The organism is Bacillus sp. T3, from assembly GCF_033449965.1.
In the GTDB taxonomy this organism is placed as follows: Bacteria; Bacillota; Bacilli; order Bacillales; family Cytobacillaceae; genus Bacillus_BU.
In genome coordinates, this window is sequence record NZ_CP137761.1 from 1386368 (window position 1) to 1407609 (window position 21242).

Sequence of the window (21242 nt, forward strand, 5' to 3'; positions counted from 1 at the left end):
ATAATCACCTCGATGAATGCCTTCATATTGATTTAAAAGAAAAGTAAACATCATGTCAATAATGGTTTGGAAGTATTTGGAATATACTGACTGTGATTTTTACCATAAGCGATAAAAATCATAGTCAAATCAAGGGGTTATGAATTCATGACAAATTTCCGAAACATTAAGAATGGTTGCGTATACATTGCATAAAGAAGGGAGAAGATATTTGAGGTTAATGAGCATTATATTTGATTGAAGTTTCCAACTTTGGTAAATTGTAAATGTAATGCTTTAGAAATATTCTTATTTGATAATCCATTGGGAATATTTTGAGAGTAATTTTAATTGTTACATAAGGAGGATTTTTATAATGGCTTTTGAATTACCGCAATTACCTTATGCTTATGATGCATTAGAACCACACATTGACAAAGAAACAATGAACATCCATCACACAAAACACCACAACACATATGTGACGAACTTAAATAACGCATTAGAAGGAAACGAAGAGCTTCTAAGCAAATCAGTTGAAGAAGTGATCGCAAATCTTGATGCCGTACCGGAAGCAATTCGTACTGCAGTTCGTAATAATGGTGGCGGACATGCTAACCATTCTTTATTCTGGCAGCTTCTTTCTCCAAATGGCGGTGGTGCGCCAGCGGGTGAATTAGCGGATGCAATCAATTCAAAGTTTGGAAGCTTAGAAAACTTCAAGGCTGAATTCACTAAAGCTGCAACAACTCGTTTTGGTTCTGGTTGGGCTTGGCTTTCAGTTAGCAACGGTGAATTAGAAGTGTCTAGCACAGCTAACCAAGATTCTCCATTAATGGAAGGCAAAACGCCAATCCTTGGTTTAGATGTATGGGAGCATGCTTACTATTTACACTACCAAAATCGCCGTCCAGATTATATCGGTGCATTTTGGAATGTTGTAAATTGGGATGAAGTAGCAAAACGTTATAGCGCAGCAAAATAATATCTCAAATAAGAAATGGTAGATCCTAAGGGTCTACCATTTTTGCTGTTATTGAGATTCAAAACTACTTTTTGTTGAATAACTCATTAGTGTTTGTAAAAAACTACCCTTAATTGAAGGGGAGTTTTTTTATGTTAAAGAGATTTTTAGGTGATGTAACACTGACGAAAGACTTTAAATTTTTATTGCTTATTGGTGGATTATATTCCATTAGTACCGCGCTTTCGAATACCTTCGTCAATATTTATTTATGGAAACAGTCTGGAGAATTTTCTGATTTAGGCTTGTATAATCTCTCGGTCGTCGTTCTCCAGCCGATCACCTTTATTTTGGCAGGAAGATGGGCAAAGAAAATAGATCGAGTGATTGTGTTAAGAATTGGTGTGTCCTTTTTAGCTCTTTTTTATATGGCGGTTTTGTTTGCTGGATCAAATGCATCAAAATATTTAATCCTTCTAGGAGCATTGCTTGGAATGGGGTACGGCTTTTATTGGCTTGCCTATAATGTTCTTACGTTTGAAATTACGGAACCGGATACAAGGGATTTTTTTAATGGGTTATTGGGTGTGCTCACTTCCATTGGAGGGATCATCGGTCCGATAGCAGCGGGGTATATTATTTCGCGTTTGGAAAATTTTACTGGTTACACGATTGTGTTTGGGCTTTCACTCGGTTTATTCTCATTAGCTGTTTTCTTAAGCTTTTTTCTCAAAAGACGCCCAGCACACGGTAAATATTGGTTTCAACGAATTTTGAAGGAAAGAAACCATGATTTCAACTGGCGGATGATTACAAACGCACATTTTTTTCAAGGCTTTCGCGAGGGAACATTCGTCTTTATTATTTCGGTTTTTGTATTCTTATCTACAGGAAGCGAGCTTTCATTAGGGACCTTCGGGCTCATTAATTCAGGTGTTTCTTTTATTGCTTACTTTTTTGTATCGAAGATGATTAAAAAACAGCATCGGAAGAAAGCCATTCTCTTAGGGGGATGTATCCTCTATGGGGCTATCTTTTTGATTGTTTTTGACATTACATATACAAAGCTATTGATGTACGCAGCGACTATTGCGATTGCGTATCCGCTGTTGCTCGTTCCTTATATGTCAATGACCTATGATGTAATTGGTAGAGGTTGGAATGCAGCGGAAATGAGAATTGAATATATTGTCGTCCGCGAGATTTTCTTGAATTTAGGACGATTTGTATCGATTATTTTGTTCTTAATTGCGGTAACGATGTTTGATGAACAGAAGAGTATCCCGATTTTATTATTGATTGTTGGCACGGGTCATACCCTTATATATTTCTTTATTAGAAAAATTCACCTAACATTTCCATAATAACCTAAAAATAAATAGAGGGAATCGAGATATGAGGATAGATAAATTCGATCTTTTCTTTTAAAATGGAATCTAGACTAATAAAATGATCAGTTAGGTTTCTATATAAAAGGAAGTGTGGAATGCGTGAATAAATCAAAAAAGAAAAAAACACATGTCCCTTTTCGCTTAAACATGTTGTTTTTTGCTGTGTTTCTATTGTTTTCAGCTCTGATCCTGCGGCTTGGGGTTGTCCAAATTGTATATGGTGATGATTTTAAGAGGGAAATCGAGCGAACTGAAGATGTAACCGTCAATAATCCTGTGCCGCGTGGGAAAATGTATGATCGTAGTGGAAATGTAATTGTCGATAATATCCCACTAAACGCAATTACGTACACGAAATATCAGGGCACTGATTCAAAGGAAATGTTGGAGACTGCCGAAAAACTAGCAAAACTTATTGAAAAGGATACATCAAAGATCCAAGAACGTGATAAGAAGGATTTTTGGATTATGAAGCATCCAACCCTTGCCAAGAAGAAAATTTCTAAAAAAGAATGGGACAAGTTTGAAGCTGAAAAGCTAGATGACAAGGATATTTATAAGCTTCAGTTAGAACGTATTACGGATAAGGAGATTAACAGCTTTACGAACGATGAGTTGGAAGTATTGGCGATTTTTAGAGAATTTAATAGTGGCTATGCGCTTACACCACAAATCATTAAAAATGAAGGTGTTACTCCAGAAGAATTTGCAGCCGTTAGTGAAAACCTTGAATCCTTGCCAGGAGTTGATACGACAACCGATTGGAAGCGTAATTATGCTTTCGAAAACACATTAAAGTCTGTTTTGGGAAATGTTACATCTTCAGATGAAGGTTTGCCTTCAGAGCAATTAGAATATTACTTATCGAGAGATTATAATCGTAATGATCGTGTTGGGAAAAGCTATCTCGAAATGCAATATGAAGACGTTCTAACAGGTCAAAAAGCAAAAGTTAAAAATAAAACAGATAAAAGCCGGGAATGTATTAAGTACGGAAATGGTAACAGAAGGTCAAAGAGGGAAGGATCTTGTCTTATCAATTGACATGGAGCTTCAGCGTTCAGTCGAACAAATTATTGAAACGAATCTATTGGCTACAAAGAAAATGGCGGGAACAGGATTTCTTGACCGTGCGTATGTCGTGTTAATGGACCCTAATACTGGAGAAATTCTAACAATGGCTGGGAAACGGCTTGTCAAAAATTCAGAAACAGGTCAGACTGAATTACAGGATGATGCACTTGGAACCTTTACTACATCTTACAATGTGGGATCTGCTGTTAAAGGTGCAACAGTTTTAACAGGATATCAACAAGGTGCAATATCACCAAACTCTTCTTGGGTAGATACTCCTTTAAAAATTAAAGGAACACCAGTAAAAAAATCGTGGACGACAATGGGAAGAATAACTGATTTAAAAGCATTGGAACGTTCCTCGAATGTGTATATGTTTATGACTGCGATTGCGATTGGGAAAGGACGTTATGTGCCAAATGGGCCATTGTCTCTCGATCCAGCAGCTTTTGATACGATTCGGGATTCATTCAGTCAATTTGGATTAGGGGTAAGAACTGGAATTGATTTGCCGAATGAAACGGCAGGATTTAAAGGTGCAGATAAGAAGCCAGGTTTCTTACTTGACTTAGCCATAGGGCAGTATGATACCTATTCCGCAATGCAGCTCGCTCAATATGTTTCAACGATTGCTAATAATGGCTATCGCGTTCAGCCACATATCGTGAAGGAAATTCGTGAGCCTGTTTTGGATAAAAATGAAATTGGACCGATTACCCAATCGATTACTCCAACGATATTAAACCGAGTTGATATGAAGGAAGAATGGGTGAAACGTGTACAATCAGGGTTCCGCCTGGTTATGTCAGGGTCTCAAGGGACCGCAACCAGATTTTTTGGTAGTAAACCATATAATCCAGCTGGTAAAACAGGAACCGCTCAAGCGTTTTATGATGGGCCAGATCGAAAAAAATATGGAAAAGAACCACCTGAAGTGATGAATTTAAGCTTAGTTGGGTATGCGCCTTACGAAAGTCCAGAGGTTTCGATGGCGGTGCTAGTGCCTTGGGCGTACACTCCTAGTGCAACTGATACCAGAACCAATCTATTAATTGGTAGTCAAGTTATGGATAAATTTTTCGAACTAAAAGCAGCACGACAAAACCAAGCACAACAAAATGGTACACCGAATAGTAATACAAATGAAAATGCTGCTGATCAAGGTCAAACTGTACAGCAATAGGGAAAAAGTGGAACTGTCTTTAATGAGGCAGTTCTTTTTTTATGGGTAAATTATTATTAATCCCGTTTCATAAAGAAATAATGTGTTACCGACAAATTTACACAAAATTCGTCCAAATTTACAAAAGCTTTACAAAAGGTTAAAACCCAATTAACAGTCAAGCTATATAGTTGAACATGTAAGGAAAACAAAACAAAATAAAACAAATTCTCTAGGGGGAACAAAGAAATGAAAAGCTTTAAAAAGGTAAGCCTTCTTCTGTTACTAGCAGCATTGATGGTATTTACAGCTGCATGTGGGGGAGCAGAAGAATCTAAAAGTGATGAAAACAACAAAGATGCAAAAGCTGAATTAGAAGGTAGCGTTGTAATCGATGGTTCGGGTACGGTTTACCCTTTTATGGCCAAAATGGCTGAAAACTACATGACAAACGAGCAAGAAGGAGTTTCAGTTGAAGTAAGCCGTGCTGGTACTTCTGCAGGCTTCAAGAAGTTTTTAGTTGAGAATGGAACTGATTTTAATGATGCTTCTCGTACGATTAAAGATGAAGAGAAAGCAGAAGCTGAAAAATTAGGCATTGATGTTCAAGAATTAAAAGTTGCACTTGACGGTATTACAATCGTTATTAATAAAGACAATGATTGGGCTAAGGAATTATCGAAAGAAGAGATTGTTGATATCTTCCTTGCAAGCAAAGGAAAGAAAAAATGGTCTGATGTTCGTCCTGACTTCCCGAATGCACCAATTAAAACATATGGTCCAAACGAAAACCACGGTACGTATGAATTCTTCTATGAAACCATTCTTGGAGAACAGGATTTAGTGGAAGGTATTAATTTACAACAAGATTACTCAACATTAGTTGACTTAGTATCAAAAGACAAAAATGCGATTGGTTTCTTCGGATATGGTTACTATGCAAGCAATAAAGATAAAATAGCAGCAGTTAAAGTTGATTTTGGTAATGGTCCAGTTGAACCTACTCTTGACACAATTGCTGAAGACGGAGATTATGCACCATTCACTCGTCCAGTATTCACTTACTTAAATGTGGATCATGCGAAAGATAAGCCTGAAGTATTAGATTACGCAATCTATACAATGGAAAACGCACAAGACGTAGCAAAAGAAACAGGCTTTGCCCCATTAGCGGATGAGGATGTTCAAACGGCATTAGATGCACTTAAGAAATTAAAATAATCGAATCAACAGGTGAGGACGCCTAAGAAGATGAGAAGATAATTCTTCTCATCTTCTGCCTGTTTTAAATAATGTAATAAATGTTCTTCCTTAGATGATACTAGGGAGAAGGGGGTTTTCAATTTGGAAAAGTCTGTGCCAGAGGCTAAATACAAAAAACTAAATATCCAACAACTAATAGCAGAAAAAAAGGGATCTTCCAATATCAGTAACTCGACTGAAAAAATGATTCCTGGCTTATTATTTTGCATTTCGGCTATTTCTGTCTTAACAACAATAGGTATTCTTTTTACACTTTTGACTGAAACGGTTATATTCTTTCAAAAGGTCCCTTTCCTTGACTTTTTTACTGGAACAAAGCTAAAGCCACTAGGGGATGATGCTGTATTTGGCGTTTTACCTTTATTAACGGGAACATTGTTATCAACGATAATAGCCATGCTTGTTGCGATTCCGATTGGATTAATGACAGCTATTTTCTTAAGTGAGTATGCTTCCGAAAAAACTAGAAAATTATTAAAACCAATGCTCGAAATACTAGCTGGTATTCCGACAATTGTCTATGGATTTTTTGCGTTTACCTTTGTTACCCCTTTATTAAGATCTTTTATACCCGGCCTAGAACCAACAAATATTCTCAGCCCAGGACTTGTTATGGGCATCATGATTATTCCGTTAGTTGCATCCCTATCAGAGGATGCGATGAGTTCTGTACCTAATGCAATGAGAGAAGGTGCTTTGGCACTTGGAGCAACCAAGCTTGAAGTGACCTGGAAAGTGGTCGTACCAGCAGCAATATCTGGAATTATTGCATCCTTTGTATTAGGTATTTCCCGCGCAATTGGTGAGACAATGATCGTTGCAATCGCGAGTGGAAGCTCGAAAAACTTTACCTTTGATATCACGCAATCGATGCAAACAATGACCGCCTATATCGTAGAAGTAACAGGCGGCGAAGCAGCTGCCGGAACAACCTTGTATTACAGCTTGTATGCTGTTGCTATGACATTGTTTGTGTTTACACTAGTAATGAATCTGATTGCTCAATATATATCCCGTAAATTCAGGGAGGAATATTAATTATGAAGTATTTTGACGTAGCACAGGTCAAAAAAAGAATGGGATCTCGTTTATTCACGAACAATTTGGCAAAATCCCTTTTTTTATTAGCAACATTATTTGGACTTATTATACTTGTCATCCTCATTTATCGAGTTATTGTACAAAGCGCAGGCTGGATTGATCTAGATTTTTTAACGAATAAATTATCGACTGACCCAGAAAAAGCAGGGATACTGGGGGCTATTCTAGGAACATTATGGTTAATGGTGGTCGTTGCACCTGTGACCATGATCTTAGGCGTAGGTACAGCTATTTACTTAGAGGAGTATGCCAAAAAAGGGCGACTTCAATCCTTTATTCAAACAAATATTTCAAATCTTGCGGGGGTACCATCTGTTGTGTTTGGTATCTTGGGGTTAACTGTTTTTGCTAGGGCTATGGAATTAGGCTCAGTCGTATTAGCAGGTGGATTAACGATGGCTCTGCTCGTTCTTCCTGTCGTAGTGGTTTCAAGTCAAGAAGCAATCCGTGCTGTTCCTCAATTCTTGAGAGAAGCTTCATATGGAATGGGAGCTACAAAGTGGCAAACGATTAAAAATGTTGTGCTACCAGCGTCTATCCCAGGAATCTTAACCGGTGTTATTTTAGCTCTTTCTCGTGCAATTGGTGAGACAGCACCGCTTGTTGTGATTGGGATTCCAGCACTCCTTATCCCGCTTCCAGATGGGATTTTTGATCGGTTTACGATTTTACCGGTTCAAATCTATTATTGGACTACAGACTCTGCGCTTGTTGCTGAGTATGCTAACTTAGCTGCAGCAACAATTGTCATACTATTGGTTGTGTTATTTGCGATGAATTCCATTGCTATCATTATCCGCAATAAATTTCAAAAGAGATATTAAGTTAAGGAAGGTGTAAAATATGGACGTAGTATTAGAAAAAGAAAAAAATTCGCAGGCAGCGAAGTTCTCAAAAGTCGTGGATAATGTGAATAGTAATCAAAGCATTGTTTATGATACAAAAGATCTCAATTTATGGTATGGCGAGGGTCATGCATTAAAAAACATCAATCTTTCCATTTATGAAAATGAAGTAACAGCTATAATCGGACCTTCCGGTTGTGGTAAATCGACCTATATTAAAACATTGAATCGGATGGTTGAACTGGTTCCTTCAGTGAAAATTTCTGGGGAAATATTATACCGTGAAAAGAATATTTTGGATAAAAATTTCAAAGTTGAAGATTTGCGTACTCGAGTAGGGATGGTATTTCAAAAACCAAACCCATTCCCGAAATCAATTTATGAAAACATCGCCTACGGACCAAAAATACATGGAATAAAAAACAAAAAAATTCTTGATGAAATTGTCGAGCAAAGTCTTCGCGGGGCTGCTATTTGGGATGAAGTCAAGGATCGCCTACATCAAAATGCTTATGGATTATCAGGTGGTCAGCAGCAACGGATTTGTATAGCTCGCTGCTTGGCAATCGAACCAGATGTTATTCTAATGGATGAACCAACATCGGCACTTGATCCAATCTCTACGTTAAAGGTAGAGGAGCTAGTTCAGGAGCTTAAAAAGAATTTTAGTATCATTATTGTAACTCACAATATGCAGCAAGCTGCGCGTATTTCAGATAAAACCGCCTTTTTCCTTAATGGCGAAGTGATTGAATATGCCAACACGGATAAAATCTTCTCAACCCCTACGGATAAAAGAACAGAAGATTATATCACTGGTCGTTTTGGGTAATGAGGTCGAAGCGAGCTTGTTAGAAATAGCAAAGTAGAAATTAAGGGGGTCAACATTTTGGTAGTTCGGGAACGATTCAATGAGGATTTGAAGGAATTACAGAATAAATTAATACAGATTGGGCATTTTGCAATCGATGCACTCGGTAAATCGATTGAGGCATTGGAAACGGCAAACGTGGAATTGGCATTAAAGATTATGGAAGATGACACCGATGCAGATTTAATGGAAGAAGAGATTAATGATTTTGCAATTTTGCTTATTGCCAAGCAACAGCCAGTAGCAATTGACTTGCGTAGAATTATTGTGGCAATTAAAATTGCCAATGATATTGAGAGAATCGCGGATTTTGCCACAAATATTGCAAAATCTGCGATTCGAATTGGAAATGAACCGCTTATTAAGCCGCTGGAGCATATTAAGCAAATGCATGAAATTACCTCAAAGATGCTGTTGCTTTCATTAGAAGCATTCAATGAGGAAGATGTAAACAAAGCAAAACAAGTTGCTGAAATGGATGATCAGGTTGATGATTTATATTCTCAAGCAATTAGAGACCTACTAGAAATTAACCAAAAGAAGCCAGAACATATGGCTCAGGTTAACAATCTATCATTTGTATGTCGCTTTTTAGAACGTGCCGCAGACCATGTGACCAATATTGGAGAGCATGTTTTTTACTTAGTAAAAGGGCGACGGTATGATTTAAATAAATAACTAGATTGAGCAAAAAGGCTGACTAAATAGTTGGTCTTTTTTCTTTGTTATAATAAGTGTGAATCAAAAATAATGTCGGATGAGTAATGTTACACCATATAATACTGTCGAATACATAAAGTATTACGGAGGATAAAGGGTCCTGAAAACTTTTTTCTAGCTTGAACCTCAATGACGATAATGGGATGCAAAATCCGACAAAAAGCGTTTATTGAGTCACGTTAGCAACAATGATAACATTAAAATAATAGAAAATATTAATAATTATAAAAATAATTCATACAGTAGTAGTTTAGGAAATGAGGAAGTAAAAATGAGTGGATCAACATTAAACGGATCATTTGTTTCACCTGATAAAATTTATGCATCGTGGGATGTTTCACAACAGAGGAAACAATTTGTTCAGTGCTATTTTGAAAAACCTTACTCGGATTTTCGAAAAGCCCTTCGTCTATACGATGTTACCCACCTGCTATTTAATGGAAATAACGCTCATGATATGTTTGAATTTTTGATACCAGATACCCTAGATCATTGGCGTATAAAAGGAATTCAAAAAAAGCGAATTTATTGTCTTGAATTCGGAATTCTCCTAACAGATACGGAATTTTTCCCTCTGCTTCGTTCTAAAAATATTTACCACAGTGATCATGTAGAAGTGATTAGTAATATGAATGAGAATATGGCGTCCACTAAGCAATCAAACCCAAAGTGGAGTGAGTACGTAAGCACGTACAGCTATTACCAAACATCAGCATATAAGGGGGATGGGAAATGACGGAAAATACAAGCATATTAAATGATGCGGAGCTAGACTTCATTCCTCGCTCTGATGCGGAAGTTAAAAATCATAAAAATCCTCCGGTGCTGTTATTAACATGGGAATTTCCACCTAATATTGTTGGTGGACTTGCACGACATTGCTACGGTCTTGCCAAAAGTCTTGTTAAACAAAATTGCCAGGTACATGTTATTACGACTAAGCTACACAATACTTCAAGTTTTGAATTAGTAGATGGTATAAATGTCCACCGAATTACGCCATTCCATGAGCAAGAATCGAATTTTCTTACTTGGGTTGCTGGCTTAAACCTTGCAATGATCGATAAAGTAAAGGAGCTTTCAAAGCACCATCAATTTTCACTAATACACGCCCATGATTGGCTTGTCGGAACTAGCGGACTAATCCTTAGCAAAGAACTTAATATACCGTTAATCGCGACCATTCATTCTTCTGAGCATGGCCGTAATAATGGAATCTACACAGACACCCAGACATTTATTGATAAAAAAGAACGCGAATTAATTAATGGCGCAGATCAATTAATTGTATGTAGTGAATATATGCGAGAAGAATTGCAGCAGGTTTTTACAATCGATCAGAAAGAAATGGCGGTCATTGCGAATGGCATTGATCTAGACTCCACAAAAATGAGTTATATAGATAAAAATAAAGATTTACCACTTGACTCTAACAAACGTCTTATTTTTTCAATTGGAAGGTTAGTAAGGGAAAAAGGCTTTGATACGATCATTGATGCTGCCCCAACGTTACTTGAAAAATATCCAGATATCTATTTTGTCATAGCCGGAAAGGGACCGATGTACTCAGAGCTTGAACAAAAAATAAAAGAATATGGTCTTGAAAAATCAGTTTTTCTAGTCGGCTATGTTGATGATGAGGCACGGAACCTATTATTTAGAAGTTGTGAACTTTCGGTGTTCCCAAGTCTATATGAACCATTTGGCATCGTATCTCTGGAATCAATGATATTAGGAAAACCAACGATTGTCTCAAAGACTGGTGGTTTAAAAGGAATTGTTGATCATATGAAAGCCGGTTTATTTATGACCCCAGGGGATAAAGAAAGTCTTATTGAACAGGTTCAATTTTTATTAGAGCATAAAGTTCAGGCAAATAAATTAGGTGAAAAAGGAAAGGAAGCTTGTGAACGGCTTTTCAGTTGGCAAAGAATTGGTCTGGAAACGAAAAGAGTATACGAGGAGACTTTATATCGTTTTAAGAAGGTTATGCCTTAAAATAAGGAAGGGGAACGTTATGAGACCGAAAATAAAAACGATAAGTAACTTTCGACTTAAAAGGAAATCTGTAAATTATTCTCGGCTCCAAACAATCTTAAAAAGTAAAATTGGGATTTGGATTGATGGGAAAATCTTTTGGATGAAAAATGGGTCAGAGAAGCTCCTACCTGAACAAGCGCTTTCGATTAAAGTCATTCAAAGAGAGATTCATTCAAAAATAAAGCTACTCGAAATATTTGTGACGAATCACAATGAAAAAATGAGGGAGATCAAGGTTATTGTGTTGCACAGCTTTGAAAAATTTGCTCATGATGATTTAACCTTCTTTTCACCAAAGGAAAGAGTCTTTTATCATTTAGCTAAGCGGTCTATGTACTTGGTCAATGGTTTAATCAATGATTCCTTTATGCATCAATATACCGTTCAACCAATTTGGAATGTACATGCAGATAAATTTTGGGAATGTAAAAGTTTAGGTACGCTAAAATATCAACCAATGTCACATGGTCCATCAAACAGTTTATTCACCCTTAATATGAAGCTATCAGGTTCAAAAACGAATCGGGCTCAAACTTGGATGATTTCGGGGAATTCAAAAGAAGAGTTACTTAACCTCAATCATGCGGTTTTAAAAAACACACTAGCTTTTCAATTTGAAAAATGATATTATAGAAAAGTCGTATGAACGAACTAGTATTATGGTTTGGAGGGAAATTCTATGCGCGTGAATATTACGTTAGCTTGCACAGAGTGTGGAGATCGTAACTATATTTCAACAAAAAATAAACGTAACAATCCTGATCGTCTTGAGCTTAAAAAATATTGCCCAAGAGAAAAACGTACAACTGCACATCGTGAAACAAAATAAGCAGTGGGGGCTTCCTACTGCTTTTTTTGTTGTCTTAAAATAATTGATTTGCTTATTATTAGGCTTGTTCTATGATGGCGTTGATTTTTTGAGCACTCTGTTGATTGGAGCGGAAATCAACTGACAAATTTAAATAGCTAATTTTTAAAACTATATAGGTACTTATGAGACGGAGGGTAGAAGATGAATAAGAAACAGCTTCGTCAAGAGATGAAAGAACAGTTAGCCTTCTTAACAAAGCCACTATATGAAGAAAAATCCTATTCAATTGCAAAAAAACTATATCAAGACCCAAAATGGATTCTTGCTGATACAGTCGGAATGACCATTTCAAATCCACCTGAAGTAGATACATACCAAATCATAAGAAAAGCCTGGGAGCTCGGGAAAAAAGTTGTGGTACCGAAATGTGACCCGGAAACTAAACAGCTTCATTTTCGGAAATTGGATCGCTTTTCCCAACTAGAATCTGTTTTTTTTGGCCTTTACGAGCCAAATCCATTGCAGACAATCGAGGTGAAATCTGATGAGATTGACCTTTTAATTGTCCAGGGTCTAGCCTTTACAAGAGAAGGGTATCGATTAGGATTTGGTGGTGGCTATTATGATCGGTTTTTAATGGATTATCATCGTGAAACCTATTCACTTGCGTTTACTATGCAGATTGTCGATTATCTACCGATTGAACGTCATGATTTACCGGTAGATAAAATCTTTACTGATGAGGTAGTTGACATTGATGACTAAACTACTGATATGTTTCATTCTTTTGATTTCAGTGATATACGGCTATTTTAAGCGGTATTTAACCTTTTCAGGAGCAGTTGCTGCCTTTTTTGTTGGTGGGGCAGTTGTTCTCGCTTTCGGTTTTCGAGGATTAATTGTATTAGGAGTATTTTTTGCTACCTCTAGTCAATGGTCGAAATATAAACAGGTATATAAGCAGCAAGTCGAACAAAAGCTAGAAAAGGGATCACGCCGTGACTGGCAGCAGGTTGTTGCGAATGGCGGTGTAGCTGCTGTGGCAGCCATTTTTTTCTATTTTGATCAGCAAGAGTTTTGGATTTATATGTTTTGTATTTCAATTGCAAGTGCAAATTCAGATACATGGGCTTCAGAAATTGGTACGTTAAGCAAACGTCCCCCCTTATTTATACGAACCTTAAAGATTGTAGAAAAAGGGACCTCTGGCGCTGTTAGCTGGTTAGGAACAAGCGCAGCGCTTGCAGGCTCTTTACTCATTGCTCTTGTTAGCATGCTCCTTTTTCATCTTAGTACAAATGAATTTTTATTTGTTTTTATTTTGGGTTTTCTTGGAAATGTCTTTGATACACTGTTCGGAGCTTTTCTGCAAGTTACGTATGTTTGTCAACACTGCGGTGCTGAAACGGAAAAAAAGCTGCACTGTGCCCAACCGACTGTTAAGGTTCGTGGATTAAAGATGATGAACAATGAGGCAGTAAATTTTATATCCGGATTTTTAGCCTCCTGTGCAGGGATATGGTTATTGAAATAAGAGGTTATAATAAAAAAACAAAACAACTCTAAAAAAAATACCTTTTTGTAAGTTTAAAGGATCATAAATGATTTTTTGATAGCTGGTTATAATGATAAAGAGATCCCTTTTGGAGGTATATTACATGAGAAATCAAGTAAACAGAGTAGCCTTAATTGGTACTGGATTTGTAGGCTCAAGCTATGCATTTGCGATGCTTAATCAAGGTGTTTGTGAAGAATTTGTGATGATTGATTTAAACAAAGAGAAGTCTGAAGGCGACGCAATGGACTTAAATCATGGATTGGCCTTTGCGCCTTCACCAACAAAAATCTGGTTTGGTGATTATTCAGATTGTAAGGACGCAGATTTAGTTGTAATATGCGCTGGAGCGAACCAGAAACCGGGTGAAACAAGGCTTGATCTCGTTGAAAAAAACACGGCGATTTTTAAAGGTATCGTTGAACAGGTAATGGCTAGTGGATTTGATGGAATATTCTTAGTTGCCACGAATCCAGTAGATATTCTAACTTATGTGACCTGGAAGTTTTCAGGTTTACCAAAGGAACGAGTGATTGGTTCTGGAACCATTTTAGACACTGCACGCTTTAGGTTCTTATTGGGTGATTACTTTAATGTGGATACACGAAATGTTCATGCCTATATCATTGGTGAACATGGTGATACAGAGCTTCCTGTATGGAGCCATGCTGATATTGCGGGACGAACTATTTCTGATTGGGCAAAGAATAAACCAGATTTTAAGCAGGAGGACCTTGATCAGCTATTTATTAATGTTCGGGATGCAGCTTATCAAATTATCCAGCGTAAAGGGGCAACATTTTATGGAATTGCGATGGGACTCGTCAGGGTAACAAAAGCGATTTTGCAAAATGAAAATTCAGTTCTAACTGTATCAGCCTATTTAAACAATCAATATGGGCAAAATGATGTGTTTATTGGTGTACCTGCTGTTGTGAACAGAAATGGAATTCGAGAGGTTGTAGAAATCTCGTTAAGTCAAGTAGAGCAGGAACAGTTTAATCATTCTGCAGAGGTTCTGACGAAAATAATAAAAACAATCTCTAATTTACCCAAATAAATGGTTAAGAAGACTGCCGAATGTGCAGTCTTCTTTTCTGGTAAAGAACTTAAATGGATAATTTTATATCGAATCACTCAAAATAATTAAAGGAGGGATTATGATGAAAACATACACACCAATATTAATGATTGTGATAGCGGGTTTATTGGCAATCAAGAACCGATACAAGCTCATAGGTTTCATTTTTAGGAGTAGTTTTACACGACGTTTTTTAGTTAGTACTTTACTAAGTATGCCAGCAGTTCGAAACAAAATGATGCAAATGGTTTTTTCAAAGCCAGTACAATCGTAAAAAGACCTTTCAGGGTCTTTTTTTTATGATGGGAAAACGCCTAAAATTTATTGCATCGTTTTTGTTTTGTAACATCCTTTTAGGAGAAGAACTGAATTTAGTTTATAATATGAGTATCAAAAATCGATTGGTGAAGAACAACTTAATCTTTTTATTGGATAGAAAGTAGGGGAAGAGTTGAATTCCAAAGAGAATTATATATTTTGGAGGTTAGCCGAGTTTTTTATATCCAAACAGGACTATCGCCTGATACAGATGAAGGCAAATGATCAAGAGCTCTGGTTAGAAAACCTAGCTAGTAAGAGAAGCCAAATAATCCGATTAGTGCGTCATGATTTAGACTGGAGCAACTGGATGCAGAGAGATATTGAAACAACAGCAGTCCTTGGCGAAAGGTTTCGGAAGCGGTATGTTAAAGGGGAATTGCAAATTATTAACTTGTATATCACGCCTTTTCCCCAGTAGATGACTATCAATATCGAATTGAAAAAGCATTTCGGATTCCTGGAAACGAAAAAACACACGTGACCACTATTCTAATCGTATCAGACCAGCTTGAGCAATCACTTGGGCAGTTAAATGATAGGATTGAAGGCTCAATCGAATTAACCTTGCAACAAGAATTTGATGAAATGGATATTCAAAAGTTGAAACAATCTTTGTTGGAACAAACCGCGAAGAGGGTCAAAAAAGAAAGAGAAATGTTTGAAAACGGAAAACCCGTATTTACATATATATTATTAGCTATTCAAATCCTTGTATTTCTTTTAATGGAAGTGAAGGGCAGTAGTACGAGTTCGGCTACGCTCATTCAATTTGGAGCAAAAATTAATCCTTTAATTCTAGATGGAGAATGGTGGCGCTTTTTAACCCCTGTATTTCTTCATATTGGAACGCTTCATCTATTGATGAACTCAATTGCATTATTTTATGTCGCTCCACTTGTGGAACGAATATTTGGAAATGGTCGTTTTTTATTCATTTATCTTTTTGCAGGCTTTCTCGGTTCATTAGCAAGTTTTGTTACCAATCCAAATTTATCAGCAGGTGCAAGTGGGGCGATTTTTGGCTGCTTTGGCGCATTGCTTTACTTTGGTACGGTATACCCTAAATTATTTTTTCGTACAATGGGGATGAACCTGTTAATTGTCATTGGATTGAATATTATTTTCGGTTTTTCTGTTCAAGGAATTGATAATGCGGGGCATATCGGTGGGCTTTTAGGTGGATTTCTTGCTGCCGGAATCGTGCATTTCCCTAAAACCAAAAAATTGCTGTTCCAATTGCTATTCTTTGTGGTAAGTGCAGCCATCGTGGCGGGGGGGCTTTTCTATGGTTTTGGTGAAACAACTAGAGCGGTTGATGTGAACTCAAGTTTAGTATTGGCTGATATGTACGTAGACAATGGGGAATATGATCGAGCCTACAAAATCCTTACTGAAGCTGTTGCATTAGATGAGAAAACACCGGAATTATTATTCCAGTTGTCTTATGTTGAAATAAAAAAAGGGATGACTGATCAAGCAAAGAGACACCTACAGAGTGCCATCAAAAAGGATCCAAGCTTTCATGAAGCCCTTTATAACTTGGCATTGATTTATTTAAGTGAACAGAAATTGGAAAAAGCAAAAGAATTAGCCCAGGAAGCGTTAAAAATAGAACCTGATAAGTCTCAATATAAAGATCTCGTCGAGGAAATTAACAAATACTTAGCGCAGTAAAAAAGATGGAGCGATAATTGCTCCATCTTTTTTGCGGTTTGACTTATTTAGCAATAGCTTTGCCCTTGATAGATAGTAGTATTTTTTCCCCATTTTTGTCCATGATGGATTTGTATGTGTGGAAATTTAATCCATGTATTTATCAGGGTAAGGGGGCTTGGGTGAAGATGATAAAAAATCCTGTAAAGAAAAATTTTGAAGATAACATCTCTTACTTGCGTACTGAACTAGGAGTCGGAAAAAGCTTTGATGTCATTCATCTCGATTTAGAATATGCTGAGCGGAGAATGGCACTATTTTTAATAGACGGTTTAGTGAAGGATGATCTCCTCCATCTGCTAATGAAATTTTTAGCAAAGGTCGAAAAGGACCAGCTTGAACCTGATGTTTTGAATAAATTGATGAAAACAAGTCTTCCTTATGTTGAAATTAGCAAAGAGGAGGATATGGACATCGTTGTCGATACCGTGTTGGCGGGTCCGTCAGCATTAGTGATCGAGGGTGTCGACCAAATCATTCTCATTGACGCGAGAACCTATCCGGTTAGAGGACCGCAAGAGCCTGACATTGAAAGAGTTGTTCGTGGCGCTCGTGACGGGTTTGTAGAAACCATTGTCTTTAATACAGCTTTGACGAGAAGAAGAGTTCGTGACCGAACGTTAAGAATGGAATATATGCAAGTGGGAAGACGCTCGAAAACAGATATTGTCGTATGCTATATCGATGACATAGCTAATCCTGATTTAGTGAAGCAAATCAAGGATTCTATTTCAAAAATTGATACTGATGGCTTGCCAATGGCTGAAAAAACAATAGAAGAATACATATCGGGAAGGCACTTTAACCCCTATCCAGTTGTCCGCTATACAGAGCGACCGGATACTGCTGCTACCCATTTGTATGAAGGACACGTCATCATTATTGTAGATGGTTCACCTAGTGTGATGATTACCCCAACAACTTTCTGGCATCATTTGCAGCATGCCGAAGAATATCGAAACAAACCAGTGGTTGGTGCTTATTTACGGTTAATTCGTCATTTTGCTGTTTGGGCTTCTATTTTTTTACTGCCACTTTGGTATTTATTTGCGATTGATCCGGAGCTCGTACCACAACAAATGTCTTTTATCGGACCGAATGATCCAGGGAAAGTCCCTTTATTGCTTCAATTTTTGTTAGCAGAAGTGGGAATGGATATTTTGCGGATGGCAGCAATCCACACGCCTTCATCACTTGCTACGGCACTTGGGCTCGTTGCCGCATTAATGATTGGGCAAGTAGCAGTTGAAGTAGGGTTGTTTACGAATGAAGTGATTTTATATTTGGCGATTGCAGGAATTGGAACATTTGCAACTCCAAGCTATGAAATGAGTTTGGCTAATCGATTAGTTCGAATCGGATTGTTGATAACGACAGCTGTGTTTCATGTATATGGATTTGTGATTGGAATCGTGTTATTTATTATTATGCTCGCAAGGATGAATTCGTTTGGGGTTCCATATTTGTGGCCGTTTATCCCTTTTAATTTTCGAGCATTTCGAGACGTAGTGCTTCGGTCTCCGATGCCACTCAAAAATCGTCGTCCACGTATTTTACATCCGAAGGATCCAGATCGTTAAATCTGCATGCTTTTTATTGCTAGCCTGTCCACGATTCTTTATAATTTGTAATGTAAAAGGAATGTGGGGTTAAGCTATGAAAACAATATTTGATATTCAACAATTGTTAAAGCGATTTGGAACTATCATTTATGTAGGCGATCGTCTAGCCACGCTTGAGTTAATGGAGGATGAAATAAAGGAGCTCTATTTTTCTAAATTAATTGATAAGAATGATCTCCAAACTGCTCTACAAGTACTGAGACATGAGATTGTACTGGAAAAAGAAAAAGCAGAAAGAAAAAGGTGAGCAATTTGGGAGAAAAGTGGATCATTGGTGTTGATTTAGGCGGAACAACAACGAAGCTTGCATTTGTAACAACGTTTGGTGAAATCGTTGATAAATGGGAGATTCCAACAGATGTATCAAATGAAGGAATCAAGATCATCTCGAATATTGCTAGTGCTATTAATCATAAACTTGCCGAGATTGGTAAGTCAAAGGATGATATTCTCGGAATCGGCATGGGTGCACCAGGTCCTGTTAATCTGGAGACAGGAATCATTTATGGTGCGGTAAACCTTGGCTGGAAAACGGAATACCCTCTTAAGCAAATTTTGGAACGAGAGACGCAACTGCCGGCAGTCATTGATAATGACGCAAATTGTGCTGCATTAGGGGAAATGTGGAAGGGTGCCGGAAACGGTGCACGAGACGTTGTTTGTATAACGCTAGGTACAGGTGTTGGTGGTGGAGTTATTACAAACGGTGATATTGTGCAGGGCATAAATGGTGCAGCTGGAGAAATAGGTCATATTAGTTCCATACCAGAGGGCGGAGCGGCTTGCAATTGCGGAAAAACGGGTTGTCTTGAAACCATTGCTTCAGCTACAGGTATTGTAAGAATCACGAAAGACAAGCTATTAAATGAGCAATTATCAGAAGGTGAGCTTGTTAAGTTATATAAAAAAACAGGTATGGTTACGGCAAAGGATGTTTTTGATGCAGCTCGGCAGGGAGATGCTATAGCGCAACAAGTCATAGATGAAGTATCGTATTATCTTGGGCTTGCCCTTGCTAATGTTGCCAATACGCTTAATCCAGAAAAAATTGTGCTTGGTGGAGGCGTATCAAAGGCCAGGGATATTTTGCTGAATCCAGTGAAAGAGTATTTCCAGAAATATTCCTTCCCTCGGGTAGCACAATCAACACGTCTTGTTTTGGCTACACTTGGTAATGATGCAGGAGTAATAGGAGCCTCTTGGCACGTACTCAATAAAAATTAAGGAAACGTCTACTCGCTAAAACTAGCGAGTTTTTTTATTGGAAAAAAGTAAGATTCAATGGAATGAAAGTAAATACACCATATTCTCGTCTAATAAAGCTAGGGTCTTAGTAGATCGCTTTAGGAAGCGGTTTTCTCTCTTCCCTCACAGGTTATTTTTCGTGTTCATATTCATAAAGTATTAGAGAAGGAAGGAGGGAAATGTGTGAAGCTAAGGGTTAGGTCAGGAGATAGTTTATGGTATTATTGTCAGCTGTTTTTGCTGCCGTTAGACTTGGTCCTTGATTCGAATCCTGATGTTGATCCAAATAATCTTTCGGTTGGAACAGAAATTTCGATTCCTGGGTTTAATACTTTTGGTTATAAAATAACCAAAGGAGATACAATTTGGAAGCTTGCACAATCCTATCATCTGAATCCAGAAGCAATTCTTATCCTAAACCAAACCGTAAATTTGAACAGGTTAAGGATTGGTGATGTCATTAATATACCATTTAGAATAACGAGACCAATCGTTAATGTTGGATTGAAATATGATGATGCAGTTTTGAATAAACATCTTTGCGAATTACAAAGATTCTATCCATTTATAAAGACGCGGACAATTGGTAAGTCCGTGTTGGGCAAACCGCTACAGGAAATTCTCATAGGAACCGGTCAGAAAAAAATAAACATTAATGCTGCCTTTCATGCAAATGAGTGGATTACAACTCCTATCCTAATGACTTTTTTAAATGATTATCTTTTGGCATTAACGAATACTCAAAACCTGTGTGGTATTGTTATGAATCCGTTTTATCGAAGTGTTCAGCTTTCTGTTGTGCCGATGGTCAATCCTGATGGGGTAAGTCTTGTCCTAAAAGGACCAACTGAAGAAGTCCGTGATTCAGTAGTAGGCATTAATAATGAAAGTGAAAACTTTACTGCTTGGAAAGCAAATATTCGTGGCGTAGATTTAAATAATCAGTTTCCGGCTAAATGGGAGATTGAGAAGGAGCGAAAGGAGCCAAAAGGACCAGCTCCTCGTGATTATCCTGGTGATGCACCGTTAACAGAACCAGAAGCTATTGCTATGGCAAATTTGGTAAAGGAATCGAGGTTTGATCGTCTTATAGCTCTTCACACACAAGGAGAGGAGTTCTATTGGGGTTATGAGGGTTTTGAGCCAGAAGAAGCGTCAATCATTGCTAAAGAATTTGCAAGAGTTAGTGGCTATAAGGAAGTTCAATATATTGATTCACATGCCGGTTTCAAGGATTGGTTTATCCAAGAATTTCGTAAACCTGGCTTTACTCTTGAGTTAGGAAAAGGAATTAATCCATTACCACTATCACAGTTTTATGATATTTACCGGAAGACACTGCCGATTTTTATAGCCGCTTTATACACTTAGAAAAATCAAATTTCAGAATTGAAATATCTTGTATTTTGTATAGAAAATCTTTACAATTAAATTCATTGTAAAGCGATTCGAAAATCGATTGAAGCCGATTTATCGGCTTTTTT

20 protein-coding genes and 1 pseudogene are annotated in these 21242 nt (G+C 37.4%); all 21 read left to right on the top strand.

Annotated features, from left to right (window positions below; all coding sequences use genetic code 11):
- Positions 1 to 355: 355 nt before the first annotated feature.
- Entirely contained in the window at positions 356 to 964 is a 609-nt protein-coding gene (locus RGF10_RS07105; RefSeq protein ID WP_318508400.1) for a superoxide dismutase, read from the top strand.
- Positions 965 to 1095: 131 nt separating this feature from the next.
- The gene (locus RGF10_RS07110) at positions 1096 to 2307 is read left to right on the top strand and encodes an MFS transporter (RefSeq protein ID WP_318508401.1); all 1212 of its coding nucleotides are present in this window, start codon (positions 1096 to 1098) and stop codon (positions 2305 to 2307) included.
- Positions 2308 to 2481: 174 nt separating this feature from the next.
- Positions 2482 to 4591: pseudogene (locus tag RGF10_RS07115) on the top strand (peptidoglycan D,D-transpeptidase FtsI family protein).
- Between the two features lie 228 nt (positions 4592 to 4819).
- Entirely contained in the window at positions 4820 to 5791 is a 972-nt protein-coding gene (locus RGF10_RS07120; RefSeq protein ID WP_318508402.1) for a PstS family phosphate ABC transporter substrate-binding protein, read from the top strand.
- 165 nt (positions 5792 to 5956) lie between these two features.
- Positions 5957 to 6871 (top strand): phosphate ABC transporter permease subunit PstC, encoded by a 915-nt coding sequence (gene pstC / locus RGF10_RS07125; protein ID WP_412176717.1) that lies wholly within the window; start codon positions 5957 to 5959, stop codon positions 6869 to 6871.
- Between the two features lie 2 nt (positions 6872 to 6873).
- The gene (gene pstA / locus RGF10_RS07130; RefSeq protein WP_318508404.1) at positions 6874 to 7758 is read left to right on the top strand and encodes a phosphate ABC transporter permease PstA; all 885 of its coding nucleotides are present in this window, start codon (positions 6874 to 6876) and stop codon (positions 7756 to 7758) included.
- Positions 7759 to 7777: 19 nt separating this feature from the next.
- A complete protein-coding gene (pstB, locus tag RGF10_RS07135; RefSeq protein WP_318508405.1) occupies positions 7778 to 8611 on the top strand; it encodes a phosphate ABC transporter ATP-binding protein PstB in 834 nt (277 codons plus the stop codon).
- Positions 8612 to 8668: 57 nt separating this feature from the next.
- Positions 8669 to 9328, top strand: a complete 660-nt coding sequence (gene phoU, locus RGF10_RS07140) for a phosphate signaling complex protein PhoU (RefSeq protein ID WP_318508406.1) — start codon at positions 8669 to 8671, stop codon at positions 9326 to 9328.
- 313 nt (positions 9329 to 9641) lie between these two features.
- Positions 9642 to 10106 carry a DUF4912 domain-containing protein gene (locus RGF10_RS07145; RefSeq protein ID WP_318508407.1) on the top strand — a complete coding sequence of 155 codons (465 nt, stop codon included), beginning with the start codon at positions 9642 to 9644 and terminating at the stop codon, positions 10104 to 10106.
- Positions 10103 to 11368, top strand: a complete 1266-nt coding sequence (locus RGF10_RS07150; RefSeq protein WP_318508408.1) for a glycosyltransferase family 4 protein — start codon at positions 10103 to 10105, stop codon at positions 11366 to 11368. Before RGF10_RS07145 ends, RGF10_RS07150 begins: the two co-directional genes overlap by 4 nt.
- Positions 11369 to 11387: 19 nt before the next feature.
- On the top strand, positions 11388 to 12035 hold the full coding sequence (locus RGF10_RS07155) for a hypothetical protein (RefSeq protein WP_318508409.1): 648 nt from the start codon (positions 11388 to 11390) through the stop codon (positions 12033 to 12035).
- Positions 12036 to 12089: 54 nt separating this feature from the next.
- Positions 12090 to 12239 carry a 50S ribosomal protein L33 gene (gene rpmG / locus RGF10_RS07160; protein ID WP_015594975.1) on the top strand — a complete coding sequence of 50 codons (150 nt, stop codon included), beginning with the start codon at positions 12090 to 12092 and terminating at the stop codon, positions 12237 to 12239.
- A gap of 183 nt (positions 12240 to 12422) precedes the next feature.
- Positions 12423 to 12986: a 5-formyltetrahydrofolate cyclo-ligase gene (locus RGF10_RS07165; RefSeq protein ID WP_318508410.1), complete on the top strand. Its 564-nt coding sequence runs from the start codon at positions 12423 to 12425 to the stop codon at positions 12984 to 12986.
- Positions 12979 to 13755 (top strand): DUF92 domain-containing protein, encoded by a 777-nt coding sequence (locus RGF10_RS07170; protein WP_318508411.1) that lies wholly within the window; start codon positions 12979 to 12981, stop codon positions 13753 to 13755. Before RGF10_RS07165 ends, RGF10_RS07170 begins: the two co-directional genes overlap by 8 nt.
- A 124-nt stretch (positions 13756 to 13879) precedes the next feature.
- Positions 13880 to 14836 (top strand): L-lactate dehydrogenase, encoded by a 957-nt coding sequence (locus RGF10_RS07175; RefSeq protein ID WP_318508412.1) that lies wholly within the window; start codon positions 13880 to 13882, stop codon positions 14834 to 14836.
- A 100-nt stretch (positions 14837 to 14936) separates the two neighbouring features.
- Positions 14937 to 15131 carry a hypothetical protein gene (locus RGF10_RS07180; protein WP_318508413.1) on the top strand — a complete coding sequence of 65 codons (195 nt, stop codon included), beginning with the start codon at positions 14937 to 14939 and terminating at the stop codon, positions 15129 to 15131.
- 524 nt (positions 15132 to 15655) lie between these two features.
- A complete protein-coding gene (locus tag RGF10_RS07185; RefSeq protein ID WP_318508414.1) occupies positions 15656 to 16852 on the top strand; it encodes a rhomboid family intramembrane serine protease in 1197 nt (398 codons plus the stop codon).
- A gap of 167 nt (positions 16853 to 17019) precedes the next feature.
- Complete coding sequence (locus tag RGF10_RS07190) at positions 17020 to 18471, top strand: spore germination protein (RefSeq protein ID WP_318509355.1); 1452 nt, start codon at positions 17020 to 17022, stop codon at positions 18469 to 18471.
- A gap of 76 nt (positions 18472 to 18547) precedes the next feature.
- Positions 18548 to 18760 (top strand): YqgQ family protein, encoded by a 213-nt coding sequence (locus RGF10_RS07195; protein WP_318508415.1) that lies wholly within the window; start codon positions 18548 to 18550, stop codon positions 18758 to 18760.
- 5 nt (positions 18761 to 18765) lie between these two features.
- Positions 18766 to 19737: an ROK family glucokinase gene (locus RGF10_RS07200; RefSeq protein WP_318508416.1), complete on the top strand. Its 972-nt coding sequence runs from the start codon at positions 18766 to 18768 to the stop codon at positions 19735 to 19737.
- A gap of 204 nt (positions 19738 to 19941) precedes the next feature.
- Positions 19942 to 21129 carry a M14 family metallopeptidase gene (locus RGF10_RS07205; protein ID WP_318508417.1) on the top strand — a complete coding sequence of 396 codons (1188 nt, stop codon included), beginning with the start codon at positions 19942 to 19944 and terminating at the stop codon, positions 21127 to 21129.
- Positions 21130 to 21242: the final 113 nt, after the last annotated feature.

Coding starts and splice junctions, on each gene's coding strand:
- RGF10_RS07110 (WP_318508401.1), top strand. CDS start 1,096: ATGTTAAAGAGATTTTTAGGTGATGTAACACTGACGAAAGACTTTAAA.
- RGF10_RS07120 (WP_318508402.1), top strand. CDS start 4,820: ATGAAAAGCTTTAAAAAGGTAAGCCTTCTTCTGTTACTAGCAGCATTG.
- RGF10_RS07145 (WP_318508407.1), top strand. CDS start 9,642: ATGAGTGGATCAACATTAAACGGATCATTTGTTTCACCTGATAAAATT.
- RGF10_RS07195 (WP_318508415.1), top strand. CDS start 18,548: ATGAAAACAATATTTGATATTCAACAATTGTTAAAGCGATTTGGAACT.
- RGF10_RS07155 (WP_318508409.1), top strand. CDS start 11,388: ATGAGACCGAAAATAAAAACGATAAGTAACTTTCGACTTAAAAGGAAA.
- RGF10_RS07190 (WP_318509355.1), top strand. CDS start 17,020: ATGATAAAAAATCCTGTAAAGAAAAATTTTGAAGATAACATCTCTTAC.
- pstA (WP_318508404.1), top strand. CDS start 6,874: ATGAAGTATTTTGACGTAGCACAGGTCAAAAAAAGAATGGGATCTCGT.
- RGF10_RS07105 (WP_318508400.1), top strand. CDS start 356: ATGGCTTTTGAATTACCGCAATTACCTTATGCTTATGATGCATTAGAA.
- rpmG (WP_015594975.1), top strand. CDS start 12,090: ATGCGCGTGAATATTACGTTAGCTTGCACAGAGTGTGGAGATCGTAAC.
- RGF10_RS07165 (WP_318508410.1), top strand. CDS start 12,423: ATGAATAAGAAACAGCTTCGTCAAGAGATGAAAGAACAGTTAGCCTTC.
- RGF10_RS07180 (WP_318508413.1), top strand. CDS start 14,937: ATGATGAAAACATACACACCAATATTAATGATTGTGATAGCGGGTTTA.
- RGF10_RS07175 (WP_318508412.1), top strand. CDS start 13,880: ATGAGAAATCAAGTAAACAGAGTAGCCTTAATTGGTACTGGATTTGTA.
- RGF10_RS07150 (WP_318508408.1), top strand. CDS start 10,103: ATGACGGAAAATACAAGCATATTAAATGATGCGGAGCTAGACTTCATT.
- pstB (WP_318508405.1), top strand. CDS start 7,778: ATGGACGTAGTATTAGAAAAAGAAAAAAATTCGCAGGCAGCGAAGTTC.
- RGF10_RS07170 (WP_318508411.1), top strand. CDS start 12,979: ATGACTAAACTACTGATATGTTTCATTCTTTTGATTTCAGTGATATAC.